The organism is Anatilimnocola aquadivae (assembly GCF_049819085.1).
Lineage (GTDB): Bacteria > Planctomycetota > Planctomycetia > Pirellulales > Pirellulaceae > Anatilimnocola.
Map to the genome: position 1 here is coordinate 6,183,418 of NZ_CP187419.1, position 15,205 is coordinate 6,198,622.

Genomic DNA, 15,205 nt, shown 5'->3' on the forward strand with positions numbered 1-15,205 from the left:
ATGCATTGCGTTCAACGCAAGATTATCAGTGCGAGTCGCTTGCGGCCAGCCGCCGAGTGGTTTTCCACCGTGTCGATGGCGCGAAATACGACTCTCCCACAGCAAAGCGAGCGACAAATCACGAGGCCTCAGCGTCGAGGGTGTCTTCGCTGTGCAGGTCGATGCGCGAGGTGCGACGACGGGAACTTTCGCTGCCCAGATGCGGACGCGGTGGACCCGAGGTGCCGAAATCGATCCCCTCGCCGAAGTAGAACTTGCGGGCATCGGGGTTGGCGAGCACTTCGGCGGGAGTGCCGTGGCACAAGATGCGACCTTGATGAACCACGTACGAGCGGTCAGTAATTTGCAGGGTCTCGCGCACCTGGTGGTCGGTAATGAGGATCGAGATGCCGCGGGCTTTCAGTTCGCGAATGATGACCTGAATGCTTTGGATCGTCACGGGATCGATACCGGTGAACGGTTCGTCCAGCAGAATGATCTCCGGCTCACTGATCAGGCAGCGGGCGATTTCCAGACGTCGTCGTTCACCACCGGAGAGCCGGGCGGCGTTGCTTTTGCGGATGTGCGTGATCTTGAACTGCTCCAGCAGTTCGTCGGTGCGGGCCTTGCGCGCGCGACGCTCCATCCCCAGCATTTCCATCACGGCCAGCAGGTTCTGTTCGACGCTCAGCTTGCGAAAGACGCTCGACTCTTGGGCCAGGTAACCCATGCCGCCATCTTTGGCGCGGCGATACATGGGCCACTTGGTGACATCGACGCCGTTAAGAATTACCTGCCCGGCATCGGGATCGACCATTCCGCACGTCATGCGAAAGCTGGTGGTTTTGCCAGCACCGTTGCCGCCGAGCAGACCAACGACCTCTGCGGTATCGACTTCAAAGCTGACGCCATCGACGACGCGGCGGCGGCCGTAGACCTTCACGAGTCCATGCGATTCCAGAATTGGCATCGAGCGTTCTCCATAACGCGTGGTGTAAGTAGCCGGCGCGGCTGTGCTTGCCGCCGAGCTACCGAATCCTGCCCATTCGCTGAAAATTGGGCCAAAACATCGGCCGGTTCCAACTGTGCGGCCAGTAGATCACGAGCGCTTTGCCAATCAGCAAATCGCGAGTCAGGTAGTCGTTGGGATCCCAGTAGCGACCGTCGGAACTGCTGGGGCTATTGTCGCCCATCGGGAAAAACTGGTCTTCGCCGAGCGAGAACTCGACCCGGCGACGATTCATTGGATCGAACAGCCCGCTGCTTGGCCAGACTTCGGGCGTGGCGAAAATCTGCTGAAGTGATCGCTGTTCGCCAGCCGGGGAGGGGGGAAGGGCCAGATAGTCGGCACCTTGGTAACCGCCGTCGATGGCGATGTAGTACTTGTCTCGGAAGATTCGCAGTTGCGAGATCTTGGCTTTCAGGCCGCTGGTTCCCACACCGGCAGGTGCCAGATCGAGTGGGTCTTCTGGAGTCCATTGCGGAGCGACAACTTTGTCAGAATGGTAGGTGGTTGCTTGATCAAATTTGACAGGCCGATTGTTGACGAACAGCATCACTTCGTGGTCGCAGTTCGTCAAACGCAAGCGATAGACGCCGGCTCCCTTGACGGCTGTCGTAGCCGTGGGATTGGCAACTTCCTGGTTCTTTTCGTCGACAAACGGCAGTGCCATGCCCGCGGCATTGATCCGGCTGAGAGTGGCTTTGCCATCTTGAACATTGATGGTGCAGCGCTGGTGAACACCGGCTCTTACGAGATCCAGCGAAATGGTTCCCTGGGAGTCGCTGATATCGGCGAGGCACTCGACGGCCAGATCGTCGACCCAATGATTGCCGAGGAACTCTTCGCTGCAGGGAATGCCAGGTCCAACCAGGCTGGGGTTGTACAGCAGTTCGCGACCATCGGGCGACTTCAATCGGTCTGGTACTTCTTCCAGATCGACATGGGCATTGACGGTGGGCCGGTAGTACCTTGGCTCGGGAGCCCAGTTGCCGGATTCTGTATCGATGTAGACCGAAGTGTTGTAAGCGTAGAGATCGGTGATGAGTTGGCCACGACGCTGCGGAACATCGTCCGGCAGGCGATTGTCGACCGTGATCGACTGCCAATCGGAATAGTGGGGCACCAGGTGCCGATATCGCAGCCAGGCAGTTTGGGTCGCAGGCGAGCAGGTAAACGACTTGCCGCCGTCTTCGCTTTTCCACACGCCGGGCGAACTATCGCTTTCGGACAGTTCCTTCCAACGCGACGGCCAACCAATTTTTTGCAGCGCCTGCGGAATGTGATCCGAGTCGTCCACAATTTGCAGCATGGCCGTCAACTTGTGGGGCGGCTTGCGAGCAATGCCTTCGGCTTCTGGGGCTTCCTCTGCGCTTCGCGTAAAGATGTTTCCACCGGCGATTCGCAGGGTCTCACCAGGCAGACCAACGAGCCGCTTGATGTAGTTTTGCGAGGCGTCTTCCGGAAACTTGAAGACAATGACATCCCAGCGTTTGGGTTCGGCAACCTCGAAAGCAAACTTGCTGACGATGATGCGATCGCCGCTGAAGGAACCCTCATTGGCATCGGCCAGAGGGTCGAATGTGTGAGTAAATCGGCAAACGGGGCAGGTGCCGGAAATGACATGGTTACCGGACAGATATCCCGCGCGATCGACCTCGTCGCTGGCTGTTGTCTGGTACCGATAGTTGCACTGCGGGCATTCAACGTCCTTGTGCCGGCCTTGCAGGGTGGGCGCCATGGAACCGGTGGGAATCACGAAGGCTTCGGCAACATATCCCTTAAAGAGAAGTGCCAAAATGACTGCCATGGCGAGGGATTCGATGGTCTCGCGCCAGCCGCCATCGTGAGACTTTGACTTCTCCCCCCCGCTCTTTTTGCTAGCAATTTCCTTGCCGGAACTGGCATTTGGAGCGTCCAATGCTGACTTTTTGGCCATTGCTGCAACCGATAGACGATCAAAGTGAGAGGCGGTGCCGACGGAATTTATTCGTCAGCTGGGTCCAAATATAGCGAAAACAACGAATCTCGGGAACTTGAACTGGGCAGAGTGGTGGCAGCGGCTCGGGCTGAGCCGACTGCGTGGTTGAGCCCAATTGTAACTCCAGACGGCAGGCTGTTTTGCGCCCCGCCCGTCCGGAGGGCTCGACCAATCGCGTCGCTGACACGCTGTTGTCATATGCGAGCGACTTTAGTGCACAAACGAATTTGCGGTGCCGATATTAGAAATAGAATTGCGCGAAATGTTCAGACACCTCGCTCGCCGATTCACCGCACACGGAGCTGCGGCTCTTCCTTCGAGATGGTACTGCCCCATCATCTCGATGACCGGAGCCGTAGCTCTTTTTCTATTTCTTGAGCTAACGGCCCCCTACATCGTAGGTCCGAAGCGTTCGTCGGTGCCGTTGCCGGGGACTTGGAAGTCGGGGGGTGAGAGGGCGGTGGGGCCTTGGTCGGCGACGTCCGCGGCTTCCCAACAGAAGTCGTCGTCGCCGAGTTTGCCATAGACGTCGTCATCGACACCGTCGTGCGTGATGGTGGCGAGGCCGGTGCGAAGGTTCGATGTGCCCCAGATGTTGAGCAGCGCGAGGAGGGCGGCGTCGTTATCGGTGCCGCTCGAATACGTGGCCGCGCTGAACGGTCCCACACTGGCGACCGAGGTCCACGTGCTGTGTTCGTTGGCGACGCTGCCCGTGATGAGCAGGTCGTTGCCGAACTCACCGCTCATGTTGTCTTCGCCGGTGCCGCCGATCAGCACATCGTTGCCGCTGCCGCCGTTGAGAATGTCGTTGCCAGCTTCGCCCACCAGCAAGTCGTTGCCGAGATAGCCGGCCAGCTGATCGTTCCCCGCACCGCCGTAGACGCGATCGTCGCCGAAGCCGCCGTCGGCGATGTCATCGCCGAAGCCGCCGTGCAGATAGTCGTTGCTGTCGAAGCCCCCGAGCCGATCGTTGCCGCCGCCGCCATAAATCACGTCGTTGCCGGTGCCGCCACTGAGCGTGTCGTTGCCGCCGATGGGCGAATCCTGCGGCGGAACCACATCGGTCGATGCCGGTGCGTTATCGCCCCACAGCACGTTGTCGCCGTTGCCGCCATTCACACTGTCGTTGTCGAGACCGCCGACCAGCCAGTCGTTGTTGGTCGCACCATAGAGCAGATCGTTGCCACCTTCGCCATAGAACTCCGCCGAGACCGTGAGGTTCGCTTGCGTGACGTAGTCGGCACCGTCACCGGCGTAGACGATTGTCTTGTTGCTCACGTTGTAGTCGCCGAACGTGCTGTTGATCCGCAGACGCACGCGGTGAGGCTGTGCCACCGTATTGTTGCGGCTGAACTGAATCAAGTCGTTCGCAGCGGTCGTGCGAGCGAACAAGTCGCCGACTTGCACGTTGGTCAGCTTGCCTTGGTCGACGAGATTCAGGTCTTCGATTTCGCTCCAAGCGACCGGTTGGCCCGCGCTATTGAGCACGCCGGACGAACCGGCGGCAACCACGACGGGCGCGGTGTTGGGGATCGAAGTGATATCGAGATTGAGTGTGTCGCCGATGATGTCGCCGACCGGAGCGGGGAGTGGATTCGTGGGAATGCCGCCGTTGATCGTGATCGCGGTGGTCGTGCTCGGACGAATCAGCTGCGTGGTTGGTGCCACCACGAGACCGACGTTCATCGCGCCGGTGCCGACGAGCCCCGCCGGTGTTTCGCCGAACGTATCGAGGCCCGCATCGCCAAACAGCGAGACGCTCGTCACACCGCTGGCCAAGCCACTTGGCAGCGGCGAGGTGCCACCGATTTGATCGGAGGTGAACACGCGGAACTGATCGTTGCCGCCGTTACCGCGCAGAATGACCGCATCGAGATCGTGCGGAGTCGTCGTTGGCGTCAACTGCGAGTTGATGTTGTCCGCGTCGCTGGTGCCGGTGTAATCGAGGTTGTCGATGTTGCGGAAGGTGACACCGCTCGCGTTGAGACCGGTGAGGACGTAATCCGGATCAGTGCCGTTGAGTGCGTTCAGCGCCACGGTGTCACCCGTGAGGTCGCCACTGTCGTTGATCTCGAGGCGATCGACGGCGAACGTCATGTCGCCGCCGCTGCCGTCGACCACGACCGGACCGGCGATGAAGTCGACCGTCGGAGCCGCATCGAACAGCTGGAACAAGTCGCCGCCAAGACCGCCACGCAGTGTCACCACGCCCGTGTTACCGCTGGTGCTCTGCACTCGCAGCGTATCGACCGCGCCGTCATCGGCGAACAGGCCTTGGCCGTGCAAGTTGATCGCCGGATCGTTTGTCTGACCGCTACCCAAGCTGACAAGATTCAGCGAGTCGGCACCGGCGAGAGCGTTCACATTCAGCGATGTAAAATTGTCGCCGCTGAAGTCGAACGGCGTGTAGCCAACCCCCATGCTGACGCGCGTATCAGCAAGATTCGCGGCGATGCTCAGCGCATCCGCCACATCGCTGCCGAGCACGGTGAGCGCGCCCGGAGTCGCACCCGCGCCCGTGCGCTGCACGAGTTCGACGTTCGCGAAGTAAGTTTGCAGATCGACGGCGTTGCTGCTGCTCAGCACTTCACCCGTGTTGCTCGGCGTGCTGCCGCTGTTCGTGCCGAAGGCATACGTCTGCGACGCGCTCGGACCGGTGAGCGCGAAGATAAGCGTGTCGTTGTTACCGCCGCCATCGAAGAAGAACTCGGCCTGGCCAGCGAGATTCGTGTTGTCGCCCGCTCCCGGCGCGAGACCGCTGAAGTTCACGAGCCCACCGAGGTCGTTGATCGTCAGGAAGTCGCGATCGTTACTGCCAAGGTACGTGAACGAGAGAATCGTCGCGAAATCTCCCTGAAACACGATGCCCACGTCGTTGTCGTCGGGCGCGATCGCATCGCCGGTCCGCGACAGCACGAAGTCGGTTCCGCTGCGCGAGAGCGTGAGATGATCGTCGACGCCGGTATTCCCGAACGGCGTGTTGTTCGCATCGAGAGCCAGGTGATACGGAGCATTCGCATTCACATCTTCGATGCTCGTGTACACCACTTGCCGCAGCGGCACGCCGAACGTCCAGGTCCCCGCGCCGATGCCGCCAAGCGTTAGCAGCGGATTCACCGCCGTCGCGATATCGAGATTGAGCGTATCACCCGGCGACGTTCCCACCGGCAGATTCCCATTGATGAAGAACTCCGTCGTGCTCTGCGGTGCCAAGTTAAACGTATCGTGGTCGTCATTGCCATTCAGATACGTGCCACCACCAACGCCCGCCAGCGGTGTCGTAATCACCGCGGCATTGGCAATGGTGAGCACACCACCAGTCGTCGCATCGGTACCTGCCGGCAGTTCCGCATCACCGACATCCACACCAATCGTTACTTGCAGCGCCGCGCTCACGTTGCCGTTGATGATCGCATCGTCACCCGCATTCAAGAACACATTCGCCGTCGTCGAGCCCACCGTCACGCCGCCGTTGATCGTCAGATCATCATCGAGCGCCGGGGCATCGTTGTCGTCGGTAGCCGTGAAGGTGACGTTGCCCGCTGAGATGCTGTTGGCAGCGATCGTCAGGGGACTGCTGTTGACGACGGTCGTGGCGCCGCCGTCGTTGCGAGCACCAAAGCCGAGCGTGCGAAGATCGCTGACCGTGAGCAATCCGCCCACGCTATTCAGCACGTTGATCTCGCCGCTCGTCGTGTTGAAGAGCTGAATCGCACTGACCGACGTCTCGAGCGTATTCCCCGCACCGATGCCCGTCGCCGCCTGCAAGAACACATTCGGGCCCGTCACATTATTATCATCGTCCCCATCAATGATCGCGCCGCCCGCCACGATCCCACCACCTGCCGCCGTGCTCACATTCGCGATCGTCGCATCTCCCACCGTCGTCAGCGTGTTCGCACCCAACGCCAGCAGCGAATCATTCGACCCGACCCCATCTCCGGTCCCCACATAACTCGACACCGTCTCACTCGCCAACAACTGCAGCGTTGCTCCCAACGCCACATTCACCGGCCCAGCAGTATCCAGAATCGCTCCCGTCCCCACGCCATTATTCACCGCCAACACACCCGCATTCACCGACGTCGTTCCGGTGTACGTGTTAGTGCCCGTAAGAGTCAGTGTGCCGGCACCTTGCTTCAGGAGGCTGTTGTCTGATTGACGGAAGCTGGGGTTCACTTCGCGAACGAGGATCGTCATCCGTTTGAGGAGGCTGTACGAACTCAAGTTATTGACGAACGTCCAGTCGTAGCTCGAAGTGGCTCCAGCGGGATTTGTGCCAATTCCCAAGCCTGGGTTCGCATTGCGCCACTGATTGTAGGCAATCAGGGTTTCACCAACGGTTCCCGGGCCCGCACCATCGAGGTCGAAGTTATGGATCTGGAACGAGCCGTGGCCATCGCTCGTGTTGAAACCACCATCGCCGAAATCAAACCCGGCGTTTCCGGCAATGGAACTGGCATTGGGGACATTGAAGGAATTGGTACCGTTGTAGTTGCTGGGCCAGATCTCGATATTGCCAGTCGCTAGGCCCGTACCGTTCGTTACGCCCGAGTTCGCCGAAGCAAAAACATTCATGTTGCTAACAAACTGCTGGAAGGCCCATTTTGTCGGAGCAGCTGGCACGCCGATCTGATTGATGTTCGACGTGAAGGCATCCATCGAGACGTAGACGAATTCGCGAGTGGGAGCGTTCGCACCACCTTCCAGTTCTAAGTAGTAGGCGATGCGGTCGAAGGCACCGATCGACGTCGTGTTATTGAGGGTGTAGGGGAAGTTGGCGGCCCCATTGACGCTGCTCGGCAAATTGTTGTGCTCGAGCGCTAGCGAGTAGCCACTCGCTTCAGGCACATCGGCAAAGACGTTGGAGACGCCTGCGGCGAGCGGAGTGCCGACGGTCATTCCCAATCCGGAAATATCACCATTGATGACAATATCACCCGCCCCATCGGCACTTAGGCGGGAAGATTCCAGGTTGATGTCTGCGTCGATGGTGAGTGAGTCGGCAATCGAGGCCAGTCGAACTTCACCGAGGTTAACGGCTCGGGCCGTGAGACTGCTGGAAGTGGCGATGGAATTGTTGCCACTCACATTCACTAACGCACCAAGTTGCGTGGGAGCACCGATGCCATCGAGCGTGATTGCTTCGTTGGCTACTACAACGCCGCCTGCGAGAGCGAGCGTAGCTCCCGACTTCACTTCGGTACCTGCTGCACCAGAGCCAAGCGTTGCCGCGGGACCGCTGAGCAGCAGAGTGCCGCTGTTCACGGTCGTCGTGCCGCTGTAAGTGTTCGCACCGCTGAGGGTAACAGTACCCTGACCATTGAGCACAAGATTGTTGGTACCCGTCGTGGTGAGCGAAGGAGTGACAACGCGAAGCAACGCAGCATTGGCCGGACTGGTATTCGTAGGTCCTTGCAGCCGACCCGTCAGAGCGGAACCACTGGTATTCTCGCGATGGACGTAGACCAGCGTGTAAGTACCAGGATTGAGGAACTTGGTAGCCGGCACTGTGTTGCCGTTGCCGACACTTTGAAGGAGGTCGGCTGCTTGAATGCCGGGCGTGCCGTCGGCATCGAGCCAGACGGCCGCGGCGTCATCGTTGCCGGTGGCCGCGACGGTGTAAGTGCCTGCAGTGTTGACCGTCAGCGTCGAGAAAAACAGCGTGACGTAGTTATCCGCCAGCGTGACGCCAAAGAGAGTGCTGAAAATTGCATCGGAGCCAAACGTCAGTGCACCGGGCACAGAGACGGTGGCCGCGGCAGCGGGTGCGTACGTCCCCTGGACCATTGCATCGACATTGGCGGCAGTCGAAATAGAGGGGAGCGTGGCGACGTTATAAACGCGGGCGGTGAATGGCGTCAGCGTGTAATCTGCATCGCCAATACTGCCAGCAACGGTCACATTTCCGGCTCCCACGAAAGTCAGATTGCCGGGAGACTCTTTGCCAAACGAGCCCGCGAGCGTGAGTGTCGAACCGGAGACGCTGTGGCCGATGGTGGTGTCACCAGTGATACCGACGCTACCGGGCAAGGTGACGTTACCCGTTGCCGTAACCGCGCCAAAACCAGTGCCGGCCCCAACCGCCAAAATCGGTTCGGCTGCAGCGGTGAAGTTACCATCGAAGACCAGAGCTGCACCCGAGTTGATGGTTGTGCCTTGCGAGATGCCACCAAGGCTGTTGGCGTCTTGAACTCGTAGCGTACCTGCCGAGACAGTCGTATAGCCCGTGAAGTTGTTGCCACTGGACAGCACCAGCGTGCCCGTGTCGGTCTTCGCCAGGTTACCTGTGCCGTTGACGATGTTCGCTGCACCACCAATGGTAAGTGTGTTGCCAGCTGTGACGGCAATCGTAGAATTTGAAGCACCGTTAAGCTGAACGCCACGATTGGAGTTAAGGGCAAACGAAGCACGGGCCTGTAAGGTTCCGCCATTCAAGATCAGATGGTTCGTGAGTGCTCCGGGAGCGGTGCCGAGGTGATTGTCGGCAGCAATGCTGATAGTGCCAGCGTTGATCGTCGTGCTACCTGTGTAGTTGCTAGTAGCATTTAACGTGAGCGCGCCGGAGCCCAACTTGATCAGGCCGTTCGAGTTTGCAGAAGCAGTGATTGTGCCTGTACCTGCAGGAAGTGTGGTGGCACCTCCACCGTCAATCGTCACGGTGCCATTGGTGACATCGAGCCCGCCAGTGAGCGTTAATGAGGCAGTATTCGAGACGATCGTCGCTGCCGCGCTAAGCAAAACTTTATCGGTGATGACGCTCGTTGCCTCGCTTCGCAAAGCACCGCCCGCACCTGGACCCGAGCCGGCGATCGTAATCGTCTCACCAGCACCGATGGTGGTTGTGCCTTCGATGCGGAGTTGCGCCCCATTCAGCACAAGCGTATCGCCGGATGTTGCACCTAGACCATTCGCGACATTGGTGATCAGCACACCGCCGCTAACAGTGGTTGTGCCGGAATAGTTGTTGGCGTTATTCGTGACTCGCAAGAACCCGCTGCCGCTGGTGTTCGGTTCTTCGACAATTGCCGTTTCAACATTCGTCTTGATCAAGTCGCCCGCGCCGGTGATTTGCCCATTCATCTGCAGCAGAGCACCGCGAACCGCAGCGGTACCGCCATACGAGCGCACGGTCAGCGATTGGGCCGCGTTGATTGTGGTGAGTCCGCTATGCACGATCGTCGAGTTGCCGGGAACCACTTCGATCACGCCCGAAGACGTGACCGTAATTGGATTGGCGATCGTGTAGCTGTTCAACTTGCTATCGAGTGTGAGCGTACCACCGGCGATTTCAATCAGCGGAGCGTTATCCAGCGGCGACGTAGCACCACCAGCACCCGAGCCCATGTTCACCAAGCGACCATTCGTAAGACGCAGGGTTGTTCCGCTTAGGTCGTTCGCGGCGGCGCTGGTGTTATCCAGAATGACTTGGCCACTGCCTTGATTGTTGAACGTGAGGCCGGTGTTGGCCCCATCCGAAACAATTCCCAAGCCGACAAATTGGTTGGCACTGAAATTGACCGTCGCGCCGTTGGCTTGCAGATTCGTGGCGGCGAAATTGACGCGGCGACCCGAAGCAGCGGTCACGGCGAAGTTCGTGGAACCAGCGGCCCCAATGTTGAGCGAAGGGAGCGAAAGCCCAGGGACATTGCCGGTGACATCGATGCCGCCTCCAGCGGCAGTCACTGTCACGCTATTGGGTTGAGCGATCGGTGCCGATTGAAAGAAGACCGAGGTGGGAGTCGTGACAAAAGCGTTGGCTGTGTCTGGACCGGAGTAGACCATGCGGGCCAAGCCACCGCCGCCAGCGCTACCTTCGGCGAAGTAGTAAGTCACCGTGTGCAAGCCAGTGGACAAATTGATCGGGATGCTCGTGCGATCTTGCTGACCGTGGCCACCATCGTTGCTCACAACCAGAACACCATTGATGTACAGCCGGGAACCATCGTCCGATCGTGTGCGGAAGGTGTAGTTGCCGGGCGAGGTGACCTGCATCAAACCGACCCAACGGCTCCCTTCGTTGGATGGCGGGGTGCGATTGATCTGTGTATCGACTGCGGTGACGCCACCGGCACCGTCGTAGTCAATGGCCACGGTATTGCCGCCGAGAGCGCCCGTGCGCGTCGTGCGGACCAGACCAGCGTCGAGCGCATTCGTGCGAGTGTAGCGAGCTTGTCCACCATTGATGACGAGCGATGACGTGCCGAAGGGAGTCGTAGGCGCGGCGACAGTGCCACCGATGAGCCCTTCGATCACACCGCCGTTGATAGTCGTAACACCGCTGTAGGTGTTGTTGCCTTGCAAATTGAGCGTGCCGGCAGTGTTCTTCTCGATCCCGCCTTGTCCGGAAACGATGCCGGTGAACGAGCCCTGTTCGACGATCAGGTTGGCGTTGGCCACATTATGGAAGCGCGTGATGATGGCATCATTGGCATCGCCGGTCAGATTCTGAATGCTGACATTGGGCTCGGCGTTGATAGGATCTTGCACCAGACGCAGAGTGACGTCACCGCCACCGCCCGCGGCCAGATTGGCCGTAGCGTAGTTGCCACCATTCACAATGATGGTGCCGTTGTAGTTGGGATATGCGGCGAACGCGGCACTGAAAGACGCGAAGGCATCGACGCCCACCGTGGCCGTTTGCGTACCTGCTGCTTCGAGATCGCCATCGACGACACCGGCCACGAATTCGTCATTGATGTAGAGGTTCTGAGGTGCTCCTGTGAGAGCAACCAGCACCACGTCGTTGCCGTCGCCGCCGTTGTACGAGAACTGCAGGCTCTGGCCATCGATCACAAAGATCTGGTTATTCGCCACGTTCGAGAAGAGGCCGGTGTGATCGCCGGGGCCACCATCGTTGTCAATCAGCTTGAAGACCTGACCGAGTGTGGGTAGGAAAGTTCCAGCAAGGTCAACGATGTTTAAAATCGAAGCGGCACCAAGCGTGACGCTGCCGCCGCCAATCACGCGGACCTGATCGTAGCCCACACCAGGACCACCGGCGTGGCTATCGAGTTCGATGACGAGCGTGCCATTCTCAGTGTAGTTGCCATTGACGGTGGTCAGGCCAGGACTGTTGCCCGGGTTGTGAGTACCGCCGACATCGATCGTCAGTGGACCAGTGGAGCCAGTTCCGCCGAGCGTGCCCGCTGAGATCGTCGTCAGCCCGGTGAAGCCATTCGTGCCGTCGATGTTCAGCGTGCCGGCAGTCGTCTTGGTGATTGCCGCGCCATTGTTGATTTGCAGTACGTTCTTCAGTGTGCCTGTTTGCAGCGAGAGTGTATTGATTGGATTCGCAGCGCCGATGCTTTTACCCGCCAGATCGAGCGTGCCGCCGTTGAGCGTGATCGTCGAAGTAGTCGGTCCCGTAATTGCTCCTTCGACGATGTCTACATTGGAGGTGACAGTACCGCCGGTGATCGTCAGGTTGGCCACGGCCGCTGCTGCGGCTGCGTTCGAGTTGATGCCCAGGTTGAACGTGCCCGCTGGGTTGACCGTGAGGGCACCACCACTGACGTTAATATTGGCTGTGGGACCATTGGTGGCCGCGCCAGACTTGTTGGCGGCCAGCAGCGAACCTGTGGTGAAGCTGCCGTTGCTCAGATTGAGCGTGCCCGAGACGGCGCCCGCACCAGCACCGCCGGAGTGGCCCGCGATGGTCGTTGTCCCGCTTACTGAGAACGCGCCACCGTTGATATTCAGCACGCCCGAGTTTGGACTGACATTGATGCCCGTGCTCGATTTGAGGCCCAAATTCAACGTCGCCGCGGCGAACGTGCCGGCATCAAACGAGATCACACCGCTGGCAATGCCAGTGGCGTTGGCGTTGCTATTGCCGACAGTGACGGTCGCTGCATTCACCGTAACGACGTGACCGCGAACGTCCAGCGTGCCTGTGAATACTGCTGCGGTACCGGTGCCGTTATGGCTGCCCAACGTCATATTCGCTGCGCCGGAACCAGCCTTGTTGGAAATACTCAAAGTGCCGGGACTGGCGGCGGCTTGTGACAGGAATTTCGCGGTGCCACCGATTTTTCCCAGACCGACATTGAACGAGTCAGCTCGAATGACATTTGTGCCGGTGCCGAAGACCAAATTGGCATCGCCGTTGCCATTGTTGCCGCCCGAGTGGCCGACCTGAAAAGCCGTCGCGATGATCGTGTTGGCTGTGTTCGATAGATTTGCAGTGCCCCGTCCAGTCGTTGTAGTCCCCACGCCGACATTGAAGTTGCCGGTCAGATTTGCACTGAAGCTACCAAGTCCCGTCGCGTCAAATACGGACGCGCTGAAATAGCCAGCGTTGGTCGCTGCCTGATTCACGCTGATATTGACATCAGCCCCTGTGACCGCCATGCCGCCGAGACCACTGACGGTCAGATTCGAATTTCGGATCCCCGAGCCGCTGCCGGCGTCATATCCGAGCGCCATGCCGCCACCGACCGACAACAACTTGCCGCTGCCGACCGTGATCTGATTGGGCGTCGCCGTGTTTGTACGGACGACCAACTGGCCGCCGAAGGTTGCGTTGGCCGAATTCAAATTGAGCGTCCCGACAGTCGTCGAGCCATTGGTGGCCCCAAAGGCTACACCACCGGCCAAAGTCTGATCGACGGCAAAGGTCAAGGTGCCATTATCGACGGTCGTCGTGCCGCTATACGAATTCGCACCGCCCAGCGTGAGTGTGCCGGTGCCGCTCTTCGTCAGCCCGCCCGTGCCGGACATCGTGCCGTTGAACGCGGTCGAGGTGTTGAGCGCACCTACAGTCAGCGTGTTCGCACCCAGGTTGATGATGCCCGCGCCGGACAGCGCGCCTAGCGAGCGAGCCGAATCCAACAGGGGATCGTTGGCCACATCATTGATCAAAGCGCTATCGGCAGCGCCCGGTACGCCGTCGTCGCCAGGCGAGGCATCGCCAATATCCCAGTTGGCTTGATTGGCCCAGTCGGTACTCGCCGTTCCCAGCCAGGTGAACGAAGCCAGCAATTGGCGACCTTCCAATGGCTCGAAAAACGATCGTCGTCGCTGTTTGGCTGGGGCCGCCGAGCGTGCTTTGCGACCAAGAAAACGAGACCACAACGACCGAGTTGAGCGGTTGAGCATGGGAGAGGTCTAGATGGGGAGAGGAATGGTCTGATGAGACTGAGCCGTTGATCTCAGACTCGGTGGGACCTGCGACTGGGCAACTATGCCGAATGCGCAGGGTGTACCCGTTGGTCCGAGTATAACGACGCCAACTCAAATTCCTAGCTAATGGCAGGGGTATTCACCGGGATGTGCCGATTCGGTGAAAAGTGCCCTGCAAGGCTGCGACGTTTCGTCGCCCTGGCGTCAAGCAGATGGAACGAATGTCAAACAGGCTGAACAAACTGGCCGGTCTGGCGGACACTCAAGACAAACAACGGCCTTTCTCAGAACGGCCTTTCTCAGAACGGCCTTTCTCAGAACGGCCTTTCTCAGAACGGCCTTTCTCAGCCCGTCGCTGCTGCTAGAATATTTGCAGCCAAGCGAGCCCGGTGGGCTACGTTTGCCAAGCACCGCTGTACCCACCTCGCAAACCGGTTAGCCCGGTTGCGTGTCTCAGCAGTGAATAGCCTGGATGGATGGCCGAGTGGTTTAAGGCAGCAGTCTTGAAAACTGCCGTACTCGTAAGGGTACCGGGGGTTCGAATCCCTCTCCATCCGCTTCTCTTCTAGCCCAATCGTCCATAAACCCCTCTAGTTTTTGGACAGGCACCGATTTCCCAATCGCAGCGGAAGCTGCTGCCGGCAGAAGACTTGCGTCTAGACACGCAATTTTTGCCTCGCTTCTATTTGTCCAATAACCTGGCCAGTTTTTGGATTCGTCCCACTCTTCGCAGCCGGCAATGCGGGCGATTTCGCTACGAAGTGCGACGCAGATACATCGCGCATGTGGGCCCCACCTCGCCTTGGGTTTCGCTCCACCAATTTGCCGAAGATCGCTACGACATTATCTACAAGTGGTGATTTGTTGTCAATATCTTACCTTGTTGTTGCCATGGACTTTGTCGCGCAATTCCGCTGGTCTGTCCGGCACCCGGTTCGCCAATGCGCGTCCTACTTCGGCTTCATGGGCACAATCTTCTTGCACAGGTCGAGCAGTGTTTCCAGACTGAGCGGCTTGATGCAATAGTGGTTGAAGCCGGCCTCTTGTTGCCGTTGACAAAAGATGGCCATCCGGCCCACGCTGAGCTCTTATCCCAGGGTTCCTACCCAAAATTGGTCATG

The 15,205-nt window shown here is 59.2% G+C and carries 3 protein-coding genes and 1 tRNA gene; 1 reads left to right on the forward strand and 3 read right to left on the reverse strand.

Going from position 1 to position 15,205, the window contains the following annotated elements; genetic code table 11:
- Positions 1-118: 118 nt before the first annotated feature.
- From lptB to NA78x_RS24350, 3 genes are all read right to left on the reverse strand, one after another.
- Positions 119-949 carry an LPS export ABC transporter ATP-binding protein gene (lptB, locus tag NA78x_RS24340; RefSeq protein WP_425614986.1) on the reverse strand — a complete coding sequence of 277 codons (831 nt, stop codon included), beginning with the start codon at positions 947-949 and terminating at the stop codon, positions 119-121.
- 58 nt (positions 950-1,007) lie between these two features.
- Positions 1,008-2,789: a signal peptidase I gene (gene lepB, locus NA78x_RS24345; RefSeq protein WP_425614987.1), complete on the reverse strand. Its 1,782-nt coding sequence runs from the start codon at positions 2,787-2,789 to the stop codon at positions 1,008-1,010.
- 561 nt (positions 2,790-3,350) lie between these two features.
- Positions 3,351-14,060: an autotransporter-associated beta strand repeat-containing protein gene (locus NA78x_RS24350; protein WP_425614988.1), complete on the reverse strand. Its 10,710-nt coding sequence runs from the start codon at positions 14,058-14,060 to the stop codon at positions 3,351-3,353.
- 494 nt (positions 14,061-14,554) lie between these two features.
- Between NA78x_RS24350 and NA78x_RS24355 the strand changes: the two genes are divergently transcribed.
- Positions 14,555-14,641 (forward strand) — tRNA-Ser (locus NA78x_RS24355).
- Positions 14,642-15,205 lie beyond the last annotated feature (564 nt).